This window comes from Cohaesibacter marisflavi (assembly GCF_963665895.2).
Classification (GTDB): domain Bacteria; phylum Pseudomonadota; class Alphaproteobacteria; order Rhizobiales; family Cohaesibacteraceae; genus Cohaesibacter; species Cohaesibacter marisflavi.
Genome location: NZ_OY762534.1, coordinates 367,313 through 391,909 on the forward strand (window position 1 = coordinate 367,313; position 24,597 = coordinate 391,909).

Consider the following 24,597-nt stretch of genomic DNA (forward strand, 5'->3'; position numbering starts at 1 on the left):
CGCTAGAGATGGTCGGGTATCACAACAGAAGGGAAACTGAAATGAAAGTCTGGACTCGACTTCTCGGGGTGGCTATGACCGCAGCAATGCTGGTGGCTGGCCCTGCGATGGCAAAAGAATGGAAAACTGTCAAATTGGGCACCGAAGGCGCCTTTCCTCCGTGGAACTCCACCAAGGCTGACGGCACGCTGGAAGGCTTTGAAATTGATCTGGCCAACATTCTGTGCGAGCGCATGGACGTGAAATGTGAATGGGTTGTCCAGTCCTGGAAGGGCATTATCCCTGCGCTGAATGCTGGCAAGTTCGACGTTATCATGTCCGGTATGTCTGCAACGGCTAAGCGCGCTGAAGTGATCGATTTCTCGATTCCTTACGGTTCTACCGGTCAGACCTTCGGCGTTCTGTCAGATTCCGAGCTTGTGGATCTGCCGCTCAAAGGCACTGTCTTCCCGCTCGCTTCCAAACCGGAAGAAGCCAAAAAAGCCATCGAAGAAATCAAGCCGATGTTCGAAGGCAAAATCATTGGCGTTCAGTCTTCCGCTATCGCAGAGCGCTTTTTGCAGGAAAATCTGGCTGACGTGGCTGAAATCCGCGAATATGGCAAAACGCAGGAACATGATCTCGATCTGATGTCCGGCCGTGTTGATGCCATCATGGCGTCTACTGCCTATATCTCCACGGCGATGAAAGACCCGGCTAACGAAGGCATGGTTCTGGCTGGCCCACGTTTCCAGGGTGGTATTCTGGGCAAAGGCAGCTCCATCGGTATGCGCAAGGGTTCCGACGACCTCAAGGCCATGTTCGACAAGGCCATTGCTTCTGCTCGCGATGACGGCACCATCAAGGATCTGTCCATCAAATGGTTCGGCTTTGACGTAACCGTCTACTAAGACAGAACCAGCCTTGCCGCGCTTGTGGCAGGGTTGCTATTTGAAAAATGATCGCCCCTTTGTGTTTCTGGCAAAGGGGCGTTTTCTGTTTCTACCGGGATTGGATATCCGTCGGCGCGTCCAGGTTTTTTCGCTTGTTGAGCCGCTCTACGTCTCTTAGCTCCTGCATTGTAAAACCGAGAAAATTCACCAGCGGTTCGCAGATATCGTCGTGATCTTCATATTGAAATTTGTGGACTTTTCCCAAATCCTGCCAAAAATTCAAAATGCTTTCGGTGTCATAATACCAGTCAGCGTTGATACGCTCCTCTTCTGGAAAGCTGTTTAACAGAGGGGCAACTTTGGGATCTTTCTGCAACTGGTTCTCCCAGCTTTGCTGCCAGCTGGTCAAATCTCGCAAAACAAGCAGAAACTCGACTTTTCTGTCCAACTTGGCAAAGAAGGCTGCCAGTTTTTCTTTTTCCGTTTTCTCTCGCATAAAGCAAAAGACTTCTGCCGAAGCAATGAGGGTATCTTCCGGATGGGTATTCACGGCCTTTGCGAAGTTATCTTCAAAGGCGGCTTTCTCGTGCTCTTGTAATTCTGAAATCTGGCCCCTAAGACGCGCGCCTGTTTTGAGGGGCGCGCGTAAATGAAGATGGGAGAGATCAAACAGGTTGAAGCGGCGAGCCCTATTGCGGTCCAGTTCGAAGATCGGTCGGACATTGTTTTCTATCATATGCTTCTGGTTTGCCCGCAGCAGACGCTGAAAGGAGGTCGTCCCGGTCTTGTGAACACCGATATGTATGATTAGCTTCTTCAAGATGTCTTCTTTCGCTTCAAGTTTCAGGCCTTTTGTATGCGGGACGTCTTGGATATCTCACGACAAGGTTAAGGGGCAAATCTCAACACTCAATAGCCAAAATGCTCATAATCCTGCTTGTAGATTTGGCTGCAAAGATCGCGGGCTTCCGGGCTGTCATAGAGTGCAAAAAGGTCGGCTTTTTGGGCTTGCGTTGTCTGGGCGTTTTTCTGTTTCGGGCTCAATGGGCTTGGAAAACCGATTTTTTCAGACGCCTCTGCATAGAAGCGATCCATATCTTCCATCCGGCCGATGATCGTTGGCTCAAAGAGATCTGGCTTGATGAATGTATATTGCGGTTGCCAATGACCATTCACGGCGTCGGCACCTTCAAGCTCGATTTGCCACTGGATGTAATTGAGAAAAAGCAGAAAACCCTTGGGCGTATCCATGTCTTTTTCCCAATCGAAGCGGAAGAAGGCGTTGAGCTTGAAGCGATCCGGCGCAAACCAGCGGCTCTCTAGCTTCTGCGATTTGCACAGATAGCGAAAGGCCGATATCGCGCGCTCAAAGGGATCGCGCACGACGCACAGGCGCTCCATGGATCGCTCGGGCGCTTTGAAATGCTCCATATTGTAACCCTGCAACAGAGCGCGCGAGAATATGCCATAGATTGGCAGGGTGTGGATTTCCGAGGCCGGATTGATGTCTATGGGATGCTCTGCCTTGACCGTGAGCGGCACTCCGAATTCCTGTTCGAATAGCCAGTTCAGAACCGAGGTTGAGGCATTCTTGCCAGTCGAAATAAAAGCCCAGCGCATGGAGGGCGGAAAAATGATCTGAAGAAAGAAATCCCGTGCCGCTTCCTTGTTGGGGAAGTGGTCGGGATGGGTTGCGATCGCCTCTTGAAGGAATTTTGCATTTTGGTTCGGCGTCAGTTTGTCAGGAAAGGGCTTGTGGGGGCTATGGTCCATGATGATCAATGCTACTTGGAAAAAGAGTATGAAGATTTGCTATTGCGCCTGAGTATAGGGCGCTGAACGCTCTTATAAGATCTGGCTTATAGGCAAATCAACCAGAGTGCAGGCGCTCATGCATAATTGTAGGCAGATCGGGGACGTGATGACAATTGTCATCTGGAGCTTTTATCATCAAACCGATGACTACGGCGATGCCAGATGATTTTTGTCCTCTTGGAGGCAACGCAGAAAGAGAAGGCACGTCCGCACAGCCTTCCATCCAGATCATCCTTTCTGGATGGAATGAGACATGCTCGTTCTAGTTCACCGATGGTTGATGTAAGACACTTGGCAGGTTGCGGCTAGACATATTCTTTGAACAGCTCTTCGGCTGCGTTGGAAATGACCACATGATTGACAAGGATGCCGGCATCCTTGATTTCTTCTATGCCTGCTGCAACGGCGGCTTTGACGGCGCCAACATCGCCGCAGAGCTGGAGGAAGCCTTTGCCGCCGACTGCCATGGCAATATGAACTCTGAGAAGCGTGACATTGGCTGCTTTGGCCGCAGCGTCGGCTGCCCATACAATGCTTGACGAGGAAAAGGTCTCGATGACGCCGAGGGCTTTGCCTTTGGTTTGCGGCAGTTCGACTGATCCAGTCAGGGACGGGAACAGTTGCGGATCGACGTTGGGCAGGAATATCTTGTCCACCTGAAAGCCTGCAGCAAGGCGTTCGCCCGTATCGAGCGCGGTCTGGACTGCAGAGACATTGCCTCCAACCACGATCATATATTTGCCCGGGCAGATGGTGCGGGCGACCAGCAGTTTCACATCCGCTGCCTTGAGCATGCCGTCCTGTACCAGATATCCGGCTGCAATGCTGGAGAGTTCCAAAATTCCGATGGCGAGTGGCATGAAGGCATTCCTTGTTTTCTGCTGTTCTGTTTGTTGTTTCCTGCAACCGAGCGATCAGGGATCAGGCAAAGGGGGCTATAACAATTTCCCTATCGTTGACCGCAGTTATCTGTCCATCAACGGGGGAGTGGATTTCAGCACCCAGCTTGTCTCCGACCGAGGCAATCTTCTGGTATCGAGTAACCTTGTCGCCAGTTGTCACCATGGGGGTAGCCGGGGCGCCGATATGCTGACTGGTGCGGATGGTCAATTGTTTGGGATGAAGGGCGAAGGCTGATAGGGCGCCTTTGTTCTGGAAGCGGTCGAGCGCCAGCCGGGTCATGATTTTCTTCACCGGCGTGCGGCGATAGTCGATAAGCGGATGGGCGTTGTCCTCGTTGGCCGCGTCAAGAGTGGCCTTGGCGGCCATGGCCTGTTTCTTGCTCGCAATGGTGACCTGTGCCGGATAAAGCCCTTCAGGGCAGGAGACGAGGGTGCAGAGGTTGCATTCTGCGCAGGCCAGCGTGTGCGGCAGAATGGCAAGCGTCTGATCTATCCCCTCGGCGAAGGATGAAAACATCAAGTTGCGCATGGCCTTGTGGGGCTCGACCGGATGACCCAGCAAATGACGCGGACAGAGCTCGCTGCAGATGGAGCATTGATCACAGGCGGATTTTCCGATCCGTTTGACCCGCTTTTCCTGTGCTGCCGTTTCGAAGCGCTGGATGAGAGGATGGTCTTTGGCAAAAACCAACAAGCCGCCAGTGGTCTTGGTAACCGGCTCATCAAGGCTGGTCGCCAGTTTGCCCATCATGGGGCCTCCAACGATAACGGCGAAGTCCTCTTCCATATGGGCGAGATCTGCGCCTTTCAGATTGGGGTGGGCCAGAGCAATCACTTCGCGGAAGGGCATGCCGATGGGTACTTCCACCGAGACGGGCTGTTGAACATCGCCGCCAACGGTGATGAATTTGGTCACCAGAGGCGTGCCAAGACCGATATTGTAGATTGTCTCCACATTGTTGACGATAACCCCCTGACTGCTTGGAAGGGCTCTGGGGGCAACGACGCGACCGGTTGTTTCATAAATGAGGGTGATTTCATCTCCTACGGGATAGAAGTCACGCAGGCCCATGATCTCGATGCGGTCGGGTGCTGGATTGGTTTCTTTCAGATGGGTAATCAGGTCGGTATATTTCGCCTTGACCCCGATGATGCACCGCTGGGCGGCGGTCAGATCCAGACAGGTTACAAGCCCCTTGTAGAAAATTTCGCTCTTGAGACGCAGCAGCTCTTTGTCCTTGTGCAACAGCGGTTCACATTCGGCTGCATTGACTATGAATATTTCCGTTTCGCTGCCCAGTTTCACATAAGTGGGAAAACCTGCTCCGCCAGCCCCAACGATGCCAAACTCCTTGATCTGTTCTGTTGTTGCCATGGGGCCCTCATTTCATTTTCCATTATCGACGAAGCTGACAGGAAACAGCCTCCCAACAAGAAAGAAGGCCTGCAGCCTGACGGTCATGCGCGGCGAATGCGGGTCTTTCTGATTTGGTTATCTCTTTGGTGCCACCAATTTGTGTTCCAAGTCACAGGCAATGAAATCGAACTTGGTTTTGCGCTCTAGCATTCTCACGCAAGAGGGCCGTTTCCGATTCTACGCAGCCTTGGCTAAGAGGAGCTTGTGGCTCGACTCTTCAGTGGCCTCTATTGGATAACCTAGGTCTGATGAATGACCCTGATTAAGTATAACTTATTGATTTAACGCACAATGTGTCAACGAGACTCATTTGCTATTCGAGGGTAAAAAATTGCTGTTGGCGTATCAGAGACATCGTGCGCGGCTGGGGTGTTTTGTTTTAAAATAAGGTTTTCAGCAGATTGACGTGCTCTGTTCGTTTTCTCGATTCTGCATTTCGTGCCGGTTCTGAGAGGAAGGGTGTTTGGACCTACCTCGATATGTTTTATGAAAGTAGTTATTGCATCATTACTTCAAAACAATAAGCGAGACTGCTCGTCTGGAATTTAGTCCCTTCCTGTTGTTTTTGTGCGTGTTTTTTCTGTCTATGATTGAGTAAAAACTCTTCCTAATCTGTTTAGACTCTTCTTATTTTGTGATTAATAAGAATATATGATCAATTCGATGTATAAGCTTTAGTTTATTTGTTGAATGGATTGGGTTAAATGACTGATTTGTTTCTGATAATGAGATATATATACTGTTAAGTCATTTGGCTGATGAACAAAAGTACTATGGTGTATCTAATCAAACTCTCAGTACGTTTACTTAGTCTAAGTTAGACGCCGTAGCCGCTTTGAGGAGAGTGGGTTACGGGACGGCCGCTTTGAGGAGAGTTGGCCACTTATTTTTCTTTGGGAGGAATTTATGACCAAACTTACGATTTCACGTCGTGGTTTGATCAAGACCGGTGCATTCGTCGGTGCCGGCTTGGCCATGCCAACCATTTTTACGAGCAGAGCAAACGCGTTTACCAATGCGCCGATGGGCTCCACCGTGACACTTGGTTTTAACGTACCGCAAACCGGACCTTATGCCGATGAAGGCGCCGATGAGCTTCTGGCACAAAAGCTGGCCGTGGAGCATCTCAATGGTGAAGGCGACGGCGGCTGCCTCAATACCTTCACCTCCAAGGCATTGAAGGGCAATGGCATCCTGGGCAAGAAGGTTGAATTCGTCACCGGTGACACGCAGACCAAATCAGATGCGGCCCGCGCTTCTGCCCGTTCCATGATCGAAAAAGATGGTGCGATCATGATCAACGGCGGATCGTCTTCGGGCGTGGCTGTTGCTGTTCAGGGCCTTTGTCAGGAAGCTGGGGTCATCTTCATGGCAGGCTTGACCCACTCCAACGACACCACCGGCAAAGACCGCAAAGCCAACGGCTTCCGCCACTTCTTCAACGCCTATATGTCAGCTGCTGCACTGGCCCCGATTCTGGCCAAGGAGCTTGGCACGGATCGCAATGCCTATCATCTGACTGCTGATTATACCTGGGGCTGGACCCAGCAGGAATCCATGCAGGCTGCCACCGAGGCCATGGGCTGGAAAACCGTCAATAACGTGTTGACGCCGCTGGCCACGACAGATTTCTCGTCCTACATCGCTCCGGTGATTAATGCGGGCGCAGATGTTCTGGTTCTCAACCACTATGGCGGCAACATGGTCAACTCTCTGACCAATGCGGTGCAGTTCGGCCTGCTCGACAAGATGGTCAATGGCAAGGACTTCAAGATCATCGTTCCGCTCTATTCTGAATTGATGGCCGCAGGTGCTGGAGACAACATCAAGGGCGTGCTTGGCTCGATGAACTATAACTGGCAGCTGCAGAATGAAGGCTCCAAGGCCTTTGTGAAATCCTTCGGCGAGAAATATGGCCGTCCGCCGTCCAACTCCGCTCAGACCTGCTACGCACAGGTTCTGCTTTATGCAGATGCTTGCGAACGTGCCGGTACCTTTAATCCGTGCGGTGTTGCTGAAGCGCTGGAAGGCTTCGAGTTTGACGGGCTGGGCAACGGCAAGACCATGTATCGCAAGGAAGACCACCAGTGCTTCAAGGATGTGCTGGTCGTGCGTGGGGCGCAGAACCCGACAACCGCTTATGACACGCTGGAAATTGTTGAAGTCACTCCGGTTGATCATGTCACATATCCGCCGAACCATCCGATGTTCGGGGGCGATGACGCATCGCTTGGCACCTGCAACGCCGGCGCATAATCAGAACGACCATTCTGGCCGTGCCACAAAATCGTGGTGCGGCCATCTTTTTGATTTGGACAGAACCGACGCAATTCATCCGCACGGTTTATCGATGCAGGCTTCTCAATGGACGCAATTATTCTTCAGATTCTCAACGGTTTGGATAAAGGCAGTGCCTATGCTCTGATCGCTCTGGGACTGACACTCATCTTCGGCACGCTGGGCGTGGTTAACTTCGCTCATGGTGCCCTGTTTATGCTCGGCTCCTTTTGCGCCGTTACGCTGCAAAGACTGTTGTCGCTGTCTTTCACGGTCGTGGATCCGACAAAAAAAGACTTTCTGGGCAATCCGCTGAAGGTCGATACGCCTTATGTGGTTGACTGGTTTGGCGATGCGGCGGGCAATGCCATTATCAACTGGTCGGTGCCGCTGGCGATCCTGTTTGCGATACCCGTGATGCTATTTATCGGCTATGCGATGGAGCGCGGGCTGATCAAACATTTCTACAAGCGCCCTCACGCTGACCAGATTCTGGTCACCTTTGGCCTCGCCATCGTCATTCAGGAAATCGTCAAATATTTCTACGGGGCCAACCCGATTCCAACTCCCGCGCCGGAAGTGTTCAAGGGCTCGCTCGATTTCGGCGTCATGATCGGCTTTGCCGAGAATACGATTATCTATCCCTACTGGCGTCTGATCTACTTTGTGTTTTCCGCCGTGATCGTTAGCGCCGTGTTTGCCTTCTTGCGCTTTACGACATTCGGCATGGTTGTCCGTGCAGGTATGGCCGATCGCGAGACCGTTGGTCTGCTTGGCATCAATATCGACAAGCGCTTTACCATCATGTTTGGCATGGCGGCGGCTGTTGCCGGTCTTGCCGGTGTCATGTATGCGCCGATCAACTCGCCCAACTATCATATGGGCATGGACTTCCTGGTGTTGTCCTTCGTCGTGGTCGTTGTCGGCGGCATGGGCTCGCTGCCCGGTGCGGTGCTGGCAGGCTTCCTGCTCGGCATTCTGGAGAGCTTCGCTTCCATGAACGAAGTCAAGTCGCTGATACCCGGGATCGACCAGATCATCATTTATCTAGTTGCAATTATCATCCTGTTGACCCGCCCGCGCGGTCTTATGGGACGAAAAGGCGTGATGGAGGAATAAGCCATGCTGGGTTTGAGCAAGAAAGACACAACCTTTCTCCTCATCGTCATGTTTCTGACTTTGGCGACACCGATATTGCTGCAGCCATTTCCCGAAGGCTCGGGGCTGGCGCAGTTCAATGCCGGATATCCTGATCTTATGCAGAGATTTGCCATCTACGGCATCTTTGCAATCGGGTTCAATATTCTCTTTGGCCTGACGGGTTATCTGTCCTTCGGTCATGCGGCCTTTCTTGGTGTCGGATCTTATTCCGTCGTCTGGATGTATAAGCTTTTGAGCTACAATGTGCTGCCGGGACTGATCCTTGCGGTGATCATGTCAGCGCTGTTTGCCTTGTTGATCGGATATGTTTCCCTGCGCAGGTCGGGCATCTATTTCTCGATCCTGACATTGGCCATGGCTCAGATGTCTTTCAATCTGGCCTATTCGGTTCTTACGCCGCTCACCAACGGGGAAACCGGTCTTCAGGTCTATGGTGATGATCCGCAAGTCTTGATGGGGGAAGGTGGCCCGACGTCGCCGCACTTCTTTGGTATCGTCATGAACGAAGCCACAAAAGTGGACTTTGCTGGGTGGCAGTTTACCTTCAGCAATGGCTACTATTTCTGCGCCATCATTGCGATCATCGTCTTCTATATTTCCCTCAGAATCTTTCGGTCGCCCTTTGGTCTGATGCTGCGGGCGATCAAGACCAATCAGACGCGTATGAGCTATACCGGCCTTAATACGCGGCCCTATACGCTTGCTGCCTTCGTCATATCGGGCATGTATGCCGGTCTGGCCGGTGGTTTGCTGGCGGCGATGGATCCTCTGGCTGGTGCCGAGCGCATGCAATGGACCGCGTCTGGGGAAGTAGTGCTGATGACCATTCTGGGAGGGGCTGGAACCCTGATGGGACCAGTCCTTGGCGCGGGCTTCATCAAATATTTCGAGAATATTTTCTCAAAGATCAACGACAACGTTCTGCATGGCTGGTTCGCGGTTCTTCCTGATGGCCTTGAAGACACCATTGTCTTTTTGATGCACCCCTTCATCGGCAAGGGCTGGCATCTGACATTGGGCTTGTTGTTCATGCTGGTGGTTATTTTCCTTCCCGGTGGATTGATCGAAGGTGGGCAGAGACTGCGCAACTGGATCAAGCGCGATAAGGAGCCGAAAGGTCCGTCCAAAGACACCGAGCATCACCCCAAACCGAAGCCTCACGTGGCCTGATGGAGACAACAAACATGGGCATTCTTGAAGTCAAAGATGTCAATAAACGCTTTGGTGGCCTACAGGCGCTTGGCAATGTCAACCTGTCGGTGGAAGAAAACTCGGTTCACGCGATTATCGGTCCAAACGGAGCAGGCAAATCGACCTTGCTCAACTGTCTGATCGGTAAGTTGGAGCCGGACACTGGGTCTGTCACCTTTCAGGGGCAGTCTGTGCTCGGGCGGACGCCGTATGAAATCAACCAGATGGGCATCAGTCGCGTTTTTCAGACACCGGAGATCTTTACCGATTTGACGGTGATGGAAAATATGCTGATACCCTGCTTTGCCAAGCGGGACGGCGCATTTCGCATGCATGCCTTCGAGACTATTTCAAACGAGAAAGAGGTCATTGAGCGAGCTGAGCATATGCTGGAAGAAGTCAATATGACGGAGAAACTGCATATGGTTGCCGGGTCTATGTCGCGTGGTGACAAACGCAGGCTGGAAATGGCCATGTGTCTGGTGCAGGCTCCCAAGCTTCTTCTGCTGGATGAACCGACCGCAGGCATGGCGCGAGCTGACACCAACAACACCATCGATCTGCTCAAGGAAATCCACGAAAAGCACGACATCACCATTGCGATCATCGAGCATGACATGCATGTGGTCTTTTCTCTTGCCGAGCGCATCACTGTGTTGGCTCAGGGCACGCCTCTGGTTGAAGACACACCGGAAAATATCAAGGGCCATCCGAAGGTGAAAGAAGCCTATCTTGGAGAAGCAGCATGAGCGATCTCGCTATTGAAGCAACCAAACGCCCCGCAGAAGACCGACCAGATTTCAGTAAACATGCCAATGTGGCCGCCACAGCTCCGGCCTTTTTGTCGGTGCATGATATTCACGCCTACTACGGTGAAAGCTATATCGTGCAGGGGGTCTCCTTCAATGTGCATGAAGGGGAAATTCTGGCGCTGTTGGGCCGGAACGGGGCGGGTAAGACATCGACCCTGCGCACCATCGCGCGACTCGATAATCCATCTCTCACCTATGGGGAAATCTGGCTGGATCATCAGCATTTGCACACCATGGCGAGCCATGAGGCAGCGAGGGCGGGCATGGTGCTGGTGCCGGAAGATCGGCGCATCATTCCCGGTCTGACGGTCGAGGAGAATATCCAGCTGGCACAGATCGTCGAGCCGGTCGGCTGGAGCATTGATCGTCTTTATGATCTGTTCCCGAGGCTTGGGGAGCGGCGCAATCAGGAAGGGGTGACGCTCTCGGGCGGTGAGCAGCAGATGCTGGCGATTGCCCGAGCCTTGGCACGGGACATCAAGGTGTTGCTGCTTGATGAACCCTATGAGGGGCTGGCACCTGTTATCGTGGACGAAATCGAGAAGACCCTCGAAATCATCAAGATGCAGGGCATTACCACGATTCTGGTGGAACAGAATGCGATTCGGGCACTGGAGCTGGCTGACCGGTCTGTCATTCTTGATACCGGGAGTGTCGTATTTGATGGCACTGCCAAGGAAGTGCTTGATAATAAAGAACTACGCGAGAATTATCTCGCTATCTGATGGCTGCACTCAGTGGTTTTATGCTGCCGCTTTTATGCTCCCGGATATGCTTCAGGAGCAAAGCGGCAGCTGAAGACCTGTATCGGGCTGCCCTTTCTCTCCCAGTCACTTCCCACAGGCGAATATCTTTTTTGCAAGCATTCCATACGGCCCAATAGGCGCACATTACGTTCTTTAGCGCAGGAATGCAGGCGGGTCTCAAGCATGCTATTTGCGGTAAAAAGGGCGCGAAAGCGCCTTTTTCTGCAGCACAGGCTTGTGCTCCCAGATCAGATTTGATAGGCACCTCATCGAAACATGACTGGGTGCGTTTCTGGCGTTCCTCGGGCTTATTTTCCTTGAAAAATGTAGTAGGTCGGTTCTCGCGTGCAAAGGTCGCAGCCTTGTCTTGCGGTCATCCTCATCGGGATGCCATGATGTGACCTCTTTTCGGATGTCTGGTCCCCTTTTTCTTCTCGAATCTGTTCAATAGTAGTCCCATGATGAATTCGCAATCCAAGTCCGTGATCTGTCGCACAGAGTTGCCGACATCCCTGTCTGTGCTGGTTGAGCGCTTCAAGCAGGCGCCCTACAAGGGGGCGGCGATTGACATCTGGGTTTTCGACGGTCCTGAGCGGCGCAAGGCTGCCGAACGCGAGATTGCGCGGAGCGGGGCGGATGTGCATATCTATTCTGCCTTCAAACCGTTGCTCCATGCGCTGTTGGAAGAGATCAATCTGACCCATGTCGAGGATATGGTGATCCATTATCCGGTTATTGAAGGCGTATCTGATATCCGCTTTATGCTTGAGGCTTATCCGGTGCTGGATCTGTTTGATGACGGACAATGCCGCTTCGAGCCCATGCCGCAGCAGGATGAGAAACCCTATTACCAGCTTGATATGACCATGTCTTCGAGCCGCAAGGACAGTGTGCGCCTTTTCGCGCCAAACCGGAGCCGGACGGATCATGCTGGCATGGAGATTCTGGCCAATTGCGGCTGGGTACGGGTCGTTGGAGCTGAAGACGAAGGGCTTGATTGTGACTCACCGTTCGAAACAGATCTGGAACAGGCCTTTGAATGGGTGCTCAATAGCCTCAAGGCGCAAGAGTGGGGCAACAATAGTCCCTTGTTCGATCGGCTGGAAATGCGTCTGGAAGCGCCATTCTACGAGACCGAATTACCGCACTCCAAAGAGGTAATCAGTTCGGCAGAGCTGATGCATGAAGAACTCTATTTTGCAGCCCTTGAGACCCTCAAGGTGCAAAATGGGTACAAGGAAGACGACCGCACCTTCGCGCCGGGTCAGTTGGTCCCTTATCTGGTGCCGCGTGCCGACGAGACTGTTCTGGTTGAACTGGCGCTTGCGTCAGATCCCTATCTGGCGATTGATTGCGCTAGCGAAACCATGCCGATCCTTCACAGCCGCGTTGAAGGCTGGCGTGTACCAAAAGACGAAGATCCGCTTAAGAGTCTTGAGCATGTAGACCACTGGCTTTCGCCCGATACGGTCCGCGCCGGTCTTGAGGCTCTGGGCGGGGAGAAGCTGATCTCCTGCTCCCGTCGAGGCCGACCTGTATGGGGACGCTATCTGAAGGGAGAAGGACCAGGTCTGGTGATCAGTTCCGGGCAACATGCCAATGAGACGAGTGGACCAGTCGGCGCCTTGCGTGCGGCTGCGCGCTTGCGCGATGATGCCCATAACAATTTCGCCATTGCGCCTCTGATCAATCCGGACGGCTTTGCCCTCATGCGGGAATTCTGCAAGGATTTTCCCAATCATATGAATCATGCGGCGCGTTTTACTGCTGGCGGGAATGATCTTGAATATGTCGAGCGTGGCTATGAGAATGATATTCTGCACGAAGTCAAAGCGTTGACGGATGCCAAGCTGCATTTGAATTTGCATGGCTATCCTTCACACGAATTCGCGCGGCCTCTTTCTGGCTATGTGCCACGTGGGCAGGAAATCTGGACATTGCCCAAGGGCTTTATGCTGATCTTGCGCTATTTGCCCGGCTGGCAGGGGATTGGGGAAGCCATCTTGCAGACCATGATCAGTGTTTTGCAAGAATATGAGCCGATCATCGCCCTCAATCGCGCTCATCTCGCGCGGTTCAGCCAATATAGTTCTGATGATATGGGCTTTAGCATCACCAAGGATATCGCGCATTTTACGCAGGAATTTCCCGGTTCCCTGTTTCCGGTGACCATCATCACCGAAGCGCCGGATGAGACCGTCTATGGCGAGGATTTCCATATATTGCATGAAGCACAAATGCGCTGTGTCATTGCGGGGGCGCGTGTCTTGCGGGATCTGATCCGTTAGTGTGCCCGGTCCGGCATAAAAATTACAAAATGGCTGAATAATCTATCCCCTCTTGCGAGCACGCTAGCCGTGTCGCAAGGGAACGGGCTGTGCATCCCTGGAGACGCTCATTGCCGTGGGGCGTCTATGTCTTATCCCACAGCCTTTAAAAGCAAAATCGATCTTGAAGTGAAAAATAATTTCTAAAATTACAAATTTAAGAAATAAATATAAAATCTGAAACGTTTCACTTCCAACTTTCTATCTCATGTGTTAGGCAATGGCCAACCGGAGGTTAGGAGCCTTCTGTCTCTTTTGCGGCTTGAAATGCATGGTTGGCGGATACGCGGCTCTTTGTCCCTTACTGACATTTGATAGGTGCTCACTATGAAATATGGATATTTTGACGATCAGGCGCGTGAATATGTGATTACACGTCCTGATACGCCTGCGCCCTGGATCAACTATATTGGCTGTCAGAGCTATTTCGGTATTCTCTCCGCCACCGCTGGAGGCTATTCCTATTATCGCGATGCTCGTTTGCGCCGCCTGACGCGTGGGCGCTACAACAATGTGCCGACTGATTTCGGTGGCCGATATGTCTATGTACGCGACAACGAAACCGGCGACTGCTGGACGCCTTCCTGGATGCCGATGCAAACGGAGCTGGAGGACTATTCCTGCCGTCATGGCATGGGCTATTCTGTTATCTCTTCCAAAAAGGATGGCATTCGCACCGCAACCCGCTATTTCGTGCCGTTGGATGAAACGCTGGAAATCTGGCAAGTGACGGTCAGCAACGAGCGCCTTGTGCCTGCGGATGTCTCGCTCTTTTCCTCGGTGGAATTCTGTCTCTGGGATGCACTGGATGATCAGAGCAATTTCCAGCGCAACCTCTCCACCGGTCAGGTGGAAGTGGAAGAGGGGGTGATCTATCACAAGACGGAATATCGCGAGCGCCGCAACCATTTCGCCTTCTTTGCTTGCTCTGAGGAGATTGCCGGTTTCGATACCCAGCGCGAAGACTTTCTTGGTCCATGGCGCGGCTGGGACAAGCCGGTTGCCGTGATGGAAGGCAAATCACGGGATTCCATTGCCCATGGCTGGTCCCCGATGGGATCGCATCACGTGAAGCTGCGCCTTGAGCCAGGTGAGACCCGTCAGGTCGTGTTTGTGCTCGGCTATCATGAGAATGACAAGGATGACAAGTTCGATCCACCAAGCTCGCAGATCCTGAACAAGAAAACGGTGAAACCGATCATCGACAAATATTGCGATCTTGAGACCGTGGATGCGGCTTTTGATGCGCTGACGAAGCATTGGGATGCACTGTTGGGCGTCTATCAGGTGTCTTCGCCTGATCAGCACACCAACCGTATGGTCAATATCTGGAACGCCTATCAATGTATGGCGACCTTCAACATGTCTCGCTCGGCTTCCTCGTTTGAGTCTGGCATCGGGCGCGGGCTTGGCTTCCGCGATTCCAATCAGGACTTGCTGGGCTTCGTACATATGGTGCCATCGCGAGCCCGGGAACGGATACTGGATATTGCTGCAACGCAGCTTTCCTCGGGCGGAGCCTATCACCAATATCAGCCGCTGACGAAGAAGGGCAACAATGATATCGGGGGCGACTTCAATGACGATCCGCATTGGCTGATCATCGGGGTGGCGGCCTATCTCAAGGAAACCGGCGACTTTTCCATTCTGGATGAACCGGTGATGTTTGATTGCCAGCCGGGCACGGAAGAGCCGCTCTATGAGCATCTCAAACGCTCGATCCAATATGCCGAGGATCGGATGGGCCCGCATGGCTTGCCTCTGATCGGGCGCGCCGACTGGAACGATTGCCTCAATCTCAACTGTTTCTCTGATACGCCGGGAGAAAGCTTCCAGACCACGACCAGCAAGGAAGGCACGGTGGCTGAATCCGTGTTTATCGCCGGATTGATGGTGCTGTCTGCCAAGGAACTGTCCGATATCGCCAAGGTCATCGGCAAGGATGGAGACGCGGCCTATTATGCTCGGATTTCTGCGGATATGGGCGCTACGATCAGCGAACATGGCTGGGATGGCGAATGGTTCCTCAGGGCCTATGATGATTTCGGCAACAAGCTGGGCACGCATGAACAGGCCGAAGGTAAGATCTTCATCGAGCCGCAGGGCTTCTGTGTTCTGGCTGGTGTCGGTGTGGAAGATGGCAAGGCTCGGCAGGCGTTGGATTCGGTTGCGAAACATCTGGCAACCCCGCATGGCGTCGTGCTGCAGCAGCCTGCCTATTCGCGCTACTATATCGAATATGGTGAAATCTCCACCTATCCGCCGGGCTACAAGGAAAATGCCGGCATCTTCTGCCACAACAACCCGTGGGTGGCCATTGCCGAAGCTGTGCTGGGCAATGGGGATGCGGCCTTTGACTATTATAGCCGGATCAGTCCATCTGTGCGGGAAGGTATTTCCGATGTGCATCGGTTGGAGCCCTACGTCTATGCGCAGATGATCGCTGGTCGTGATGCGCCGAGCCACGGGGAGGCCAAGAACTCTTGGCTGACTGGTACTGCGGCCTGGAACTATTACACCATTACGCAATGGATTTTGGGTATCCGTCCCGATTATGACGGCCTCAAGATCGCTCCGGTCATCCCCGAGCGCTGGGATGATTTCCGCGTGCAGCGCATGTTCCGTGGTGTCTCCTATGATATTTCCGTGGTGCGCAAAGGGTCGGGCAACGTTGTCTCTCTGAGCGTGGACGGTAAGCCGATTGCCGGTGATATCGTGCCCCCACCAGCAGATGGTGTGGCCAAAGTGACCGTTGAGGCGATCATCGGATAAAAGGTCTTTCTCGGGAACTGTTTTGCTCCGGTGCTAAAGAGAAAAAGCGCAGTCTGTTGTTGCAGGCTGCGCTTTCTTTTTATGCTTTGGGACTGATGGTCCGCGGTGTCTGATAAAGCTCTGGCGGGCTTAGAAGTCGTGGCAGAGTGAAGCTCGATCGCGTGGAATTGGGTGTCTTTTCATTCCGGGCGGCTTTTGATGAGAGAGTTTCCTGTTCCGGCTTCCGTTTGAATGATCAAGAATTTCAATCTGTTATCAGGCGTATAGACCAATGTTGTGTGGCCAATTTGGCTGTCTCATCCCAATGGCTGGTACAAAGCTGTTGCACTCTGGAGTATCTTCGTAATAATGTGAACGAACGGTCGGTTAATTAATGAAGGCCGGTAAGTAGTCTCATTGGGGGGAGTTTTGAATGTCGGAGGCATTCGTTTGCGATGCTGTGCGCACGCCTATCGGGCGCTATGGGGGCGCCTTGTCTTCCGTGCGGGCCGATGATCTGGCCGCCGTGCCGCTTCGGGCACTGCTGGAACGCAATCCGCAACTTGATTGGGAGCAGGTGGATGACGTGATCCTTGGCTGTGCCAATCAGGCTGGCGAGGATAATCGCAATGTTGCCCGCATGGCGGTTTTATTATCCGGACTGCCGGTTGGAGTGCCGGGAACAACGGTCAATCGGCTCTGTGGGTCGGGTATGGATGCCATCGGGCTGGCTGCTCGCACCATACGCGCCGGAGATGGCGACATGTTGGTTGCTGGCGGCGTGGAAAGCATGAGCCGGGCGCCTTTTGTGGTGGCCAAGGCTGGCAATGCCTTTTCTCGCAATGCTGAAATGTATGACACGACGATTGGCTGGCGTTTCAAGAATGCAGCGCTTGATAAGGTGCACGGCACGCACAGCATGCCGGAAACGGCCGATAATGTGGCCGAGGACTATGATATTACGCGCGAAGATCAGGACCGCTTTGCCGCTGAAAGTCAGCGTCGCTGGGAAGAAGCCCAGAAGGCGGGGCGCTTTGCCGAGGAAATTGTTCCCGTCACCATTCCCCAACGCAAGGGAGACCCGCTTGTCGTTGATATTGATGAGCATCCGCGTCCGGGAACAAGCGTTGAAACGCTTGCCAAGCTGCGTGGGGTGAATGGACCTGATCTGACGGTGACGGCGGGCAACGCCTCGGGGGTCAATGATGGCGCTGCAGGGCTGATTGTTGCCTCTGAAGCTGCTGCCAAGACCAATGGCTTGACTCCGAAGGCTCGCATCGTAGCCATGGCAGCTGCCGGAGTGCCACCGCGTGTGATGGGCATCGGACCAGTTCCGGCAACCCGTCGGGTGCTGGAGAGGGCCGGTCTGACATTGGGCCAGATGGATGTTATCGAGCTCAATGAAGCCTTTGCAGCGCAGTCGCTTGCCGTTCTGCGAGACCTCGGGCTACCCGAGGATGCCTCATATATCAACGCCAATGGCGGCGCGATCGCCATGGGCCATCCGCTGGGGATGTCCGGGGCGCGGCTTGTGCTGCACGCCACCTACCAGCTTCAACGCACCGGTGGGCGCTATGCGCTCTGCACCATGTGCGTCGGGGTCGGGCAGGGCATCGCTCTCATTCTGGAACGCGTCTGAAGAGGAGGTCGGACATGTATGCACAGATGGTGAAGTCGGAAGGAATGAAGTCTCGGGACGAAATGACGCCTGAAGAACAGGCGTTTCAGGATCGGGTCGATCGGGGGGAAAAGATCGAGCCTAAGGAATGGATGCCCGAAGGGTATCGCAAAACACTGATCCGGCAGATCGGACAGCATGCCCATTCGGAGATTGTCGGACAGTTGCCCGAAGGCAACTGGATTACACGAGCGCCAACTCTTGAGCGTAAGGCTATTTTGTTGGCCAAGGTGCAGGATGAAGCCGGACACGGGCTGTATCTTTATTCAGCAGCGGAAACGCTGGGGGTCAGCCGCGATGAGCTTACAGAGAAGCTCCACTCTGGCGCCATGAAATATAGCTCGATTTTCAATTACCCCACCCTGACATGGGCGGATATGGGAGCTGTGGGCTGGCTGGTAGATGGCGCTGCCATCATGAATCAGGTGCCTCTGCAGCGCACATCCTATGGCCCTTACAGCCGGGCGATGATCCGGATCTGCAAGGAGGAGAGTTTCCACCAGCGACAAGGCTACGCCATCATGATGAAGATGGCAGAAGGCACTCCGGCGCAGAAGGAAATGGCGCAGGATGCGCTCAATCGCTTCTGGTATCCGTCGTTGATGATGTTTGGTCCGTCCGATGCCGAGTCGGTTCATTCTGCCCAGTCCATTGCCTGGAAAATCAAGATCAATACTAACGACGAGCTGCGCCAGAAATTTGTCGATCAGACGGTGCCTCAGGCTGAATATCTGGGCCTTTCCATTCCCGATGACAATCTCAGATGGAACGAGGAGAAGGGCGGCTACGACTTCAGCGAGCCGAACTGGTCTGAGTTTTTCGAGGTCATCAAGGGCAACGGGCCGTGCAATCGCGAGAGGATGAATGCGCGGGTCAAGGCCTGGGATGATGGCGCATGGTTCCGCGAAGGACTGTACGCCCATGCAGAAAAGGCCGCGCATCGTCGGGCTGCGGCAACCACTGCCGCTGAGTGATAGCGGAAATTTTTGGGGGAGGAATTATAATGTCTAGAAAAGAATGGCCGCTTTGGGAAGTGTTTATCAGAGGGCAGCACGGGCTCAACCATCGCCATGTCGGCAGCCTGCACGCATCTGACGCCGAGATGGCAATCCATCATGCGCGTGATGTTTATACGCGCCGCAAGGAGGGCGTATCGATCTGGGTGGTGAAATCCAATGACATCACCGCATCTAGCCCGTCGGAGAAAGGGCCGCTGTTCGATCCGGCCGAGAGCAAGGCTTATCGCCATCCGACCTTCTTTGATATCCCTGATGAAGTGGGGCATATGTGATGAGTGTGGGAGCTATGGAAAAGGCTGCGACCGGGGCTATACTGAACCCGGTCGAGGACCGGTTTGTCAGCGATGATGCTCTGGCACCCGCCTTCTTTGAGTGGCTGTGTCGCATGGGGGATAGCGCTCTAGTGCTGGGGCACAGGGTGTCTGAATGGTGCGGGCATGCCCCCGCACTTGAAGAAGACATCGCTATGGCCAATACGGCGCTGGACCTGATTGGCCACACCCAGATGTGGCTGGGGCTTGCCGGCGAGGTTGAAGACAAGGGACGGGACGCGGATGCGCTGGCCTATCTGCGCGATGCGCTGCAATTCCGCAATCTATTGCTCTGTGAGCTGCCCAATGGCGACATGGGCGTGACGATCATGCGCCAGTTCCTGTTTGATGCTCGCCACTATGCCCTGTTGATGCGCCTTACCGGTTCGGTCAGTCCACGGGTTGCCGAGATTGCAGCCAAGGCTGTCAAGGAAGCCAGTTATCATCTGGAGCGCTCCTCGGATCTGGTTGTCCGGCTGGGGGATGGCACGGATGAGAGCCAACGCCGTATGCAGGCTGCCGTTGGTCAGCTCTGGCCTTATGTGGACGAGATGTTCGTTGCCGATGCGGTGGACGAAGCCGTGGCCAAGGCGGGCATAGCCCCAGACCCTTCGGATTTGAAAGCCGAATGGGAGGAAACTGTGCGCTCGGTGTTGGCTGAGGCCATGCTCGATATGCCGGGGCCAGCAGGCTTTGCCCAAACCGGTGGCGTCATTGGGCGTCATACGGAGCATCTGGGCTATATTCTGGCTGAAATGCAGTTTTTGCAGCGGGCCTATCCGGGCGCACGTTGGTAGAACCATGGTCACTCAGCAGAACCTATCCGCTTCCATAGTGCAGCCTTCTGTCGATATCGTCTGGGGCTGGCTGGCTGATGTGCCAGATCCGGAAATTCCGGTCGTTTCAGTCATCGAGTTAGGGATTGTGCGAGAGGTCCGCTATGAGGGCGAAACGCTTGTTGTTGCCGTCACACCGACCTATTCGGGCTGTCCGGCAACGGCTGTGATAGATCTCGCCATCGAAGAAAAGCTGCGTGAAAAGGGCATTGATCAACTGCGTCTTGAACGGCGTCTGTCACCCCCATGGACCAGCGACTGGATTGCTCGGGATGCGCGCGAGAAGCTGCGCGCCTTCGGGATTGCGCCGCCGATTGATGGCACTGCAGCCAGTGGTGTCATGGCCGCACGGGCGCGCCGCATGAGCGGCAAGAGCAATCTGGTGGTGGAATGCCCGCGGTGTGCTTCGACCAACACGGAACGTGTCAGCCAGTTCGGCTCCACCCCTTGCAAAGCCTCGTGGCGCTGTAAGGACTGTCTGGAACCCTTTGACTATTTCAAATGCATCTAAGCCTTGGAGGAGAGGCTTGCCATGTCACGATTTTCATCACTTGAAGTGATCGATGTGCGTCGCGAAACCCGCGATGCCGTGGTCCTGACGTTAAAACCCGACCCTGCAGATGCGGAGGCTTTCGCCTTTACGCAAGGGCAATATCTCACCTTTCGCCGGATGTTTGATCAGGAAGAGCTGAGGCGTTCCTATTCCATCTGCGCGGGCCTTGACGAGGGGTGCCTGAAGGTCGGGATCAAACGCGTTGAGGGGGGAGCCTTTTCCACCTGGGCCAATGAAGAGCTGAAGGTGGGCGACCATATAGACGCCATGCCACCGGCGGGTCGCTTCTTCACGCAGATTGATCCGGCAGCTGAGAAAACTTATCTCGCCTTTGCTGGAGGGTCGGGTATTACACCGGTGCTCTCGATCATCAAGACGGTCCTGGCTCGCGAACCGAAATCCAACGTCACGCTGGTGTATGCCAATCGGCAGATGAGTTCGATCATGTTCCGCGAGGAACTGGAAGACCTCAAGAATATGTATCTGGGCCGGTTGTCCGTGATCCATATTCTCAAGAGTGAGGGGCAGGAAATCGATCTCTTCACCGGCCGCATTGATGACGAGAAACTGGACGCCCTGTTCAATCTCTGGATTGAGGCCGACAGTGTTGATACCGCCTTCATCTGCGGACCAGAGCCCATGATGCTGACCATTGCGGACAATCTGCGCAAGCATGGTATTTCTGATGAGCAGATCAAGTTCGAGCTTTTTGCCACGTCTCAGCCGGGCCGGGCTCGCAAGCAGGTCGTTTCCAAAGAAGCGTCGGTCACGCGCAACAGCTGCGCGGTCTCGGTGACCCTGGATGGCGCAACGCGCAGCTTCACGATGCCCAAGGATGGCAATTCGATTCTCGAAGCAGCGATTGCCAATAACATGGATGCTCCGTTTTCCTGCAAGGCCGGGGTTTGCTCCACCTGTCGGGCCCGTGTGCTGGAGGGCGAGGTCGAGATGGCTGTGAATCATGCTCTTGAGGACTATGAGGTGAAGGCTGGCTATGTGCTGTCGTGCCAATGTGCGCCGGTCTCGGACAAGGTGGTGTTGAGCTATGACGAGTGATACAGGACTGATGCCGATTGATGAGTATCTCGCGCAAGGGGGAAAGCTCACCTCGCCGGAGAATGTATCCCCACGCTATCGTGCCGAGCTTTTGAAGCTGATGTCGTCCTTTGTTGACAGCGAATTGGCTGGCTCTGCCGGTTTTGCCAATGCCATCAATTGGGCTCCGGGTATCGCGCAGCGGATTGCGGCCTGCCGGATCACTCTTGAGAAGGCGGCCAGCGCGGAAAAGGTGCTCGATCTCATGGAAGATTTCGGCACTGACAAGGCTCTCTACAATCGGGCCCATGATTGGGCGGCTCGCATGCCGCGTGACGCTGCCATTGACCCTTGCCGCCAAGGGGGCGACATGCGCCTTTCGGTTTTTCATGCGCCGCTTGTCAGTTGGACGGATGCCTGCGTCATGAACCTGCTGATGGGGCTGGCAACGGGCATCCAGCTTGGAGAGCTGGCTCAGGTTTCCTATAGCCCGCTCGCTGAAGCGATCCGGGAGATTGCCCCTGTTGAAGCGCGCCACAAGGAGATGGGGCGAGTCGCGCTGGAGGATATCTGCTCCAGGGCCGAAGGGCGGCCTGAAGCCGCAGCCTCAATTGATTATTGGTATCCACGCGTGGCGGCGACCTTCGGTGTGATTGGCTCGGAACGGTTCGAGCGGTTGCATCGGAAAGGGCTGCGACACAGCACTAACGAGGTGCTTCTCGACGCATGGCAGAAAGCTTCCAGGGGCGAGATTGCAGCGCTCGGGCTGAGCTAGGCTAATCCAAGTAGAAAGGAACAATCATGAAGGACGAGACCCTGTCTCCGCGCCGTCTGGAAAGTTATGTTGTCGGCGCCTGGCGCACGGGTGAAGGCGAGGGCGCGCCTGTTGCCAATGCTGCCACAGGCGTGGTGCATGCCTTGATAGGAACCAAGGGGCTTGATTTTCGTGCAGCTCTTGAATGGGGGCGTGCGGTGGGCGGGCCCGCTTTGCGGGCCATGACGATCCATCAACGCGCCCTGATGCTCAAGGCACTTGGCCTGAAGCTGATGGAGCTGAAGGAAGACTTCTATCAGGAGAGCTTTGCCACTGGGGCCACGCGCAGCGATGCCTGGCCCGATATCGAGGGCGGCATTGGAACCATGCTGACCTTTGCATCCAAGGCGCGGCGGGAATTTCCCAATGCACGGGTGCTGACGGAAGGGCCTGTCGAGACTTTAGCGCGGGATACCTCCTTCATGGGGCAACATATTCTGACGCCGATGGAAGGTGTGGCCATTCACATCAACGCCTACAATTTTCCGGTTTGGGGCATGTTGGAGAAAATCGCTCCTTCGCTGATTGCGGGCATGCCTTGCCTCGTCAAACCAGCTAGCCAGACCGCCTATCTTACAGAATTGGTGGTGCGGCGCATGCTGGAAACCGGTCTGCTGCCCGACGGTGCCTTGCAGATTGTAACCGGTGATCCGGGTGATCTGCTGGATCATGTGACCGAGCAGGATGTGGTGACCTTCACCGGTTCGGCCACAACTGGTCAGATGCTTAGGAGCAAACCGGCCATCATTGCCAATTCCGTTCGTTTCACGATGGAGGCCGATAGTCTGAATGCATCTGTGCTTGGTGCGGATGCGGGCCCCGGGACGCCGGAATTTGATCTGTTCGTGCGTGAGGTGGCGCGTGAGATGACCGCCAAGGCGGGGCAGAAATGTACCGCCATTCGCCGCATCATGGTGCCTCGATCCCATGAAACCGCCTTCGTGGAGGCGCTCACGGCCAGGCTTGAGCAGGTGCCGATCGGGCTGCCGACAGACGCTTCCGTGCGTATGGGCGCGCTCGTTTCCCTCAAGGATCGAGAAAAAGTTCGTGCGCGCACTTCCGAATTGATGACCGAAGCAGAGCTCGTGGTTGGTGATCCTGAAAGCTGCCTTTTGGTCTCGGGCGATGGGGAAAAAGGCGCCTTCATGGCTCCGGTGCTGTTGCGCTCTGCCAATCCGCAGGAAGGGGAGGCGGTGCATGGCATCGAGGCCTTTGGGCCTGTGGCAACGCTGATGCCTTATGATGATCCGGAAGAGGCCATTGCTCTTTGTCGTAAGGGGCGAGGGTCGCTTGTCTCCTCTGTCTTCACGGATGATGGAGCACTGGCTGCCAAAATGGTGGCGGGGCTTGCGTCATTCCATGGGCGCGTGATGATCGGCAATCGGGCTTCGGCCAAAAGCTCGACGGGCCATGGCTCTCCGCTTGCACCCTTGGTGCATGGTGGACCGGGCCGTGCCGGTGGCGGCGAGGAAATGGGGGGGATGCGTGGTGTGAAGCATTTCATGCAGCGCACCGCCATTCAGGGCGCTCCAGCGATGCTATCGGCCGTCACGGGACAGTGGGTTGATGGCGCACCGGTGCAACATGATGTGCATCCGTTTCGCAAGTCCCTTGCCGACCTTGAGATCGGGGATCAAATCGTCACGGACGCCCGCCCGGTTACGCAGGCTGATGTGGAGCATTTCGCCGAATTTACCGGTGACACCTTTTATGCGCACATGGATAGCGCTGCGGCCAAGGCAAATCCGTTCTTTGAGGATCGCGTCGCCCATGGATATCTCATCGCCTCTTTTGCGGCAGGTCTGTTCGTTGATCCCGAACCGGGGCCGGTGCTGGCCAACTATGGTGTCGATGCTATGCGCTTCATGATGCCGGTCTATTTTGGCGATAGCTTGCGGGTGCGCCTTACCTGCAAGGAGATCAATCCTCGCGAAAATGCCGAGCATGGTGAGGTGCGTTGGGACTGTCAGGTGGTCAATCAGAAGGGCGAGATCGTGGCGCACTATGACGTGTTGACCATGGTGGCCAAAAGCTGGCCCCTGTCCTTGTCTGATGCTGCGGAATAGTTGGCGGAAAGGGG

Annotated in this window: 19 protein-coding genes and 1 pseudogene; 16 read left to right on the forward strand and 4 right to left on the reverse strand. The window is 54.5% G+C overall.

Annotated features, from left to right (window positions below; genetic code table 11):
* Positions 1 to 41: 41 nt before the first annotated feature.
* Entirely contained in the window at positions 42 to 890 is an 849-nt protein-coding gene (locus ACKPCT_RS02790; protein WP_090074943.1) for a transporter substrate-binding domain-containing protein, read from the forward strand.
* Between the two features lie 91 nt (positions 891 to 981).
* Here ACKPCT_RS02790 and ACKPCT_RS02795 read toward each other — a convergent pair whose 3' ends face one another.
* The 4 genes from ACKPCT_RS02795 to ACKPCT_RS02810 form a co-directional block, all read right to left on the reverse strand.
* The gene (locus ACKPCT_RS02795; protein WP_319568315.1) at positions 982 to 1,692 is read right to left on the reverse strand and encodes a hypothetical protein; all 711 of its coding nucleotides are present in this window, start codon (positions 1,690 to 1,692) and stop codon (positions 982 to 984) included.
* Between the two features lie 89 nt (positions 1,693 to 1,781).
* Positions 1,782 to 2,645 (reverse strand): sulfotransferase family 2 domain-containing protein, encoded by an 864-nt coding sequence (locus ACKPCT_RS02800; RefSeq protein WP_319568316.1) that lies wholly within the window; start codon positions 2,643 to 2,645, stop codon positions 1,782 to 1,784.
* 347 nt (positions 2,646 to 2,992) lie between these two features.
* On the reverse strand, positions 2,993 to 3,547 hold the full coding sequence (locus ACKPCT_RS02805; protein WP_319568317.1) for a BMC domain-containing protein: 555 nt from the start codon (positions 3,545 to 3,547) through the stop codon (positions 2,993 to 2,995).
* A gap of 61 nt (positions 3,548 to 3,608) precedes the next feature.
* Positions 3,609 to 4,964, reverse strand: coding sequence for a 4Fe-4S dicluster domain-containing protein (locus tag ACKPCT_RS02810; protein WP_319568318.1), 1,356 nt, complete (start codon positions 4,962 to 4,964; stop codon positions 3,609 to 3,611).
* 948 nt (positions 4,965 to 5,912) lie between these two features.
* Here ACKPCT_RS02810 and ACKPCT_RS02815 point away from each other — a divergent pair.
* The 15 genes and pseudogenes from ACKPCT_RS02815 to paaZ all read left to right on the forward strand — a co-directional run bounded on the left by ACKPCT_RS02815 (position 5,913) and on the right by paaZ (position 24,583).
* Entirely contained in the window at positions 5,913 to 7,262 is a 1,350-nt protein-coding gene (locus tag ACKPCT_RS02815; protein WP_090074948.1) for a substrate-binding protein, read from the forward strand.
* Between the two features lie 108 nt (positions 7,263 to 7,370).
* Entirely contained in the window at positions 7,371 to 8,402 is a 1,032-nt protein-coding gene (locus ACKPCT_RS02820) for a branched-chain amino acid ABC transporter permease (protein WP_319568319.1), read from the forward strand.
* Positions 8,403 to 8,405: 3 nt separating this feature from the next.
* Complete coding sequence (locus ACKPCT_RS02825) at positions 8,406 to 9,614, forward strand: branched-chain amino acid ABC transporter permease (RefSeq protein WP_090074950.1); 1,209 nt, start codon at positions 8,406 to 8,408, stop codon at positions 9,612 to 9,614.
* Between the two features lie 116 nt (positions 9,615 to 9,730).
* Positions 9,731 to 10,384: pseudogene (locus ACKPCT_RS02830) on the forward strand (ABC transporter ATP-binding protein); the annotation flags it as partial.
* Complete coding sequence (locus tag ACKPCT_RS02835; protein ID WP_090074952.1) at positions 10,381 to 11,172, forward strand: ABC transporter ATP-binding protein; 792 nt, start codon at positions 10,381 to 10,383, stop codon at positions 11,170 to 11,172. The pseudogene ACKPCT_RS02830 and the gene ACKPCT_RS02835, both read left to right, overlap by 4 nt.
* Before the next feature lie 479 nt (positions 11,173 to 11,651).
* Positions 11,652 to 13,481: a hypothetical protein gene (locus ACKPCT_RS02840; RefSeq protein WP_319568321.1), complete on the forward strand. Its 1,830-nt coding sequence runs from the start codon at positions 11,652 to 11,654 to the stop codon at positions 13,479 to 13,481.
* Between the two features lie 366 nt (positions 13,482 to 13,847).
* A complete protein-coding gene (locus ACKPCT_RS02845) occupies positions 13,848 to 16,292 on the forward strand; it encodes a GH36-type glycosyl hydrolase domain-containing protein (RefSeq protein WP_319568322.1) in 2,445 nt (814 codons plus the stop codon).
* A 412-nt stretch (positions 16,293 to 16,704) separates the two neighbouring features.
* Entirely contained in the window at positions 16,705 to 17,910 is a 1,206-nt protein-coding gene (gene pcaF, locus ACKPCT_RS02850; RefSeq protein WP_319568323.1) for a 3-oxoadipyl-CoA thiolase, read from the forward strand.
* Positions 17,911 to 17,924: 14 nt separating this feature from the next.
* The gene (paaA, locus tag ACKPCT_RS02855) at positions 17,925 to 18,923 is read left to right on the forward strand and encodes a 1,2-phenylacetyl-CoA epoxidase subunit PaaA (protein WP_090074956.1); all 999 of its coding nucleotides are present in this window, start codon (positions 17,925 to 17,927) and stop codon (positions 18,921 to 18,923) included.
* A gap of 29 nt (positions 18,924 to 18,952) precedes the next feature.
* Positions 18,953 to 19,240, forward strand: a complete 288-nt coding sequence (gene paaB / locus ACKPCT_RS02860) for a 1,2-phenylacetyl-CoA epoxidase subunit PaaB (RefSeq protein ID WP_090074957.1) — start codon at positions 18,953 to 18,955, stop codon at positions 19,238 to 19,240.
* 113 nt (positions 19,241 to 19,353) lie between these two features.
* Complete coding sequence (gene paaC, locus ACKPCT_RS02865; RefSeq protein ID WP_407652475.1) at positions 19,354 to 20,076, forward strand: 1,2-phenylacetyl-CoA epoxidase subunit PaaC; 723 nt, start codon at positions 19,354 to 19,356, stop codon at positions 20,074 to 20,076.
* Positions 20,077 to 20,080: 4 nt separating this feature from the next.
* The gene (gene paaD / locus ACKPCT_RS02870; protein ID WP_090074959.1) at positions 20,081 to 20,626 is read left to right on the forward strand and encodes a 1,2-phenylacetyl-CoA epoxidase subunit PaaD; all 546 of its coding nucleotides are present in this window, start codon (positions 20,081 to 20,083) and stop codon (positions 20,624 to 20,626) included.
* Positions 20,627 to 20,647: 21 nt separating this feature from the next.
* A complete protein-coding gene (paaE, locus tag ACKPCT_RS02875; RefSeq protein WP_319568325.1) occupies positions 20,648 to 21,724 on the forward strand; it encodes a 1,2-phenylacetyl-CoA epoxidase subunit PaaE in 1,077 nt (358 codons plus the stop codon).
* A complete protein-coding gene (locus ACKPCT_RS02880; RefSeq protein ID WP_319568326.1) occupies positions 21,714 to 22,478 on the forward strand; it encodes a Phenylacetic acid catabolic protein in 765 nt (254 codons plus the stop codon). Before paaE ends, ACKPCT_RS02880 begins: the two co-directional genes overlap by 11 nt.
* Positions 22,479 to 22,504: 26 nt before the next feature.
* Entirely contained in the window at positions 22,505 to 24,583 is a 2,079-nt protein-coding gene (paaZ, locus tag ACKPCT_RS02885; protein WP_319568327.1) for a phenylacetic acid degradation bifunctional protein PaaZ, read from the forward strand.
* Positions 24,584 to 24,597: the final 14 nt, after the last annotated feature.

Coding starts and splice junctions, on each gene's coding strand:
- ACKPCT_RS02790 (WP_090074943.1), top strand. CDS start 42: ATGAAAGTCTGGACTCGACTTCTCGGGGTGGCTATGACCGCAGCAATG.
- ACKPCT_RS02800 (WP_319568316.1), bottom strand. CDS start 2,645: ATGGACCATAGCCCCCACAAGCCCTTTCCTGACAAACTGACGCCGAAC.
- ACKPCT_RS02805 (WP_319568317.1), bottom strand. CDS start 3,547: ATGCCACTCGCCATCGGAATTTTGGAACTCTCCAGCATTGCAGCCGGA.
- ACKPCT_RS02810 (WP_319568318.1), bottom strand. CDS start 4,964: ATGGCAACAACAGAACAGATCAAGGAGTTTGGCATCGTTGGGGCTGGC.
- ACKPCT_RS02815 (WP_090074948.1), top strand. CDS start 5,913: ATGACCAAACTTACGATTTCACGTCGTGGTTTGATCAAGACCGGTGCA.
- ACKPCT_RS02820 (WP_319568319.1), top strand. CDS start 7,371: ATGGACGCAATTATTCTTCAGATTCTCAACGGTTTGGATAAAGGCAGT.
- ACKPCT_RS02825 (WP_090074950.1), top strand. CDS start 8,406: ATGCTGGGTTTGAGCAAGAAAGACACAACCTTTCTCCTCATCGTCATG.
- ACKPCT_RS02835 (WP_090074952.1), top strand. CDS start 10,381: ATGAGCGATCTCGCTATTGAAGCAACCAAACGCCCCGCAGAAGACCGA.
- ACKPCT_RS02840 (WP_319568321.1), top strand. CDS start 11,652: ATGATGAATTCGCAATCCAAGTCCGTGATCTGTCGCACAGAGTTGCCG.
- ACKPCT_RS02845 (WP_319568322.1), top strand. CDS start 13,848: ATGAAATATGGATATTTTGACGATCAGGCGCGTGAATATGTGATTACA.
- pcaF (WP_319568323.1), top strand. CDS start 16,705: ATGTCGGAGGCATTCGTTTGCGATGCTGTGCGCACGCCTATCGGGCGC.
- paaA (WP_090074956.1), top strand. CDS start 17,925: ATGTATGCACAGATGGTGAAGTCGGAAGGAATGAAGTCTCGGGACGAA.
- paaB (WP_090074957.1), top strand. CDS start 18,953: ATGTCTAGAAAAGAATGGCCGCTTTGGGAAGTGTTTATCAGAGGGCAG.
- paaC (WP_407652475.1), top strand. CDS start 19,354: ATGGGGGATAGCGCTCTAGTGCTGGGGCACAGGGTGTCTGAATGGTGC.
- paaD (WP_090074959.1), top strand. CDS start 20,081: ATGGTCACTCAGCAGAACCTATCCGCTTCCATAGTGCAGCCTTCTGTC.
- paaE (WP_319568325.1), top strand. CDS start 20,648: ATGTCACGATTTTCATCACTTGAAGTGATCGATGTGCGTCGCGAAACC.
- ACKPCT_RS02880 (WP_319568326.1), top strand. CDS start 21,714: ATGACGAGTGATACAGGACTGATGCCGATTGATGAGTATCTCGCGCAA.
- paaZ (WP_319568327.1), top strand. CDS start 22,505: ATGAAGGACGAGACCCTGTCTCCGCGCCGTCTGGAAAGTTATGTTGTC.